At 52.6% G+C, this 426-nt stretch carries 1 rRNA gene; it reads right to left on the bottom strand.

The features are described 5' to 3' along the window. Positions 1-352 (bottom strand): 16S ribosomal RNA (locus N866_RS19445); the annotation flags it as partial. Between the last annotated feature and the right edge of the window lie 74 nt (positions 353-426).

Genomic DNA, 426 nt, shown 5'->3' on the forward strand with positions numbered 1-426 from the left:
ACTGCTGCCTCCCGTAGGAGTCTGGACCGTGTCTCAGTTCCAGTGTGACTGATCATCCTCTCAGACCAGTTACGGATCGTCGCCTTGGTAGGCCTTTACCCCACCAACTAGCTAATCCGACCTAGGCTCATCTGATAGCGTGAGGTCCGAAGATCCCCCACTTTCTCCCTCAGGACGTATGCGGTATTAGCGCCCGTTTCCGGACGTTATCCCCCACTACCAGGCAGATTCCTAGGCATTACTCACCCGTCCGCCGCTGAATCCGGGAGCAAGCTCCCTTCATCCGCTCGACTTGCATGTGTTAGGCCTGCCGCCAGCGTTCAATCTGAGCCATGATCAAACTCTTCAGTTCAATACTGCTTGGGTTTTGAGAAAACCCTAAACTTGGCTCAGCAATCGCATTCTCTTAAAAAGAGATAAAACTCT

Origin of the sequence: Actinotalea ferrariae CF5-4, from assembly GCF_000603945.1 — a bacterium.
GTDB classification, from domain to species: Bacteria; Actinomycetota; Actinomycetes; order Actinomycetales; family Cellulomonadaceae; genus Actinotalea; species Actinotalea ferrariae.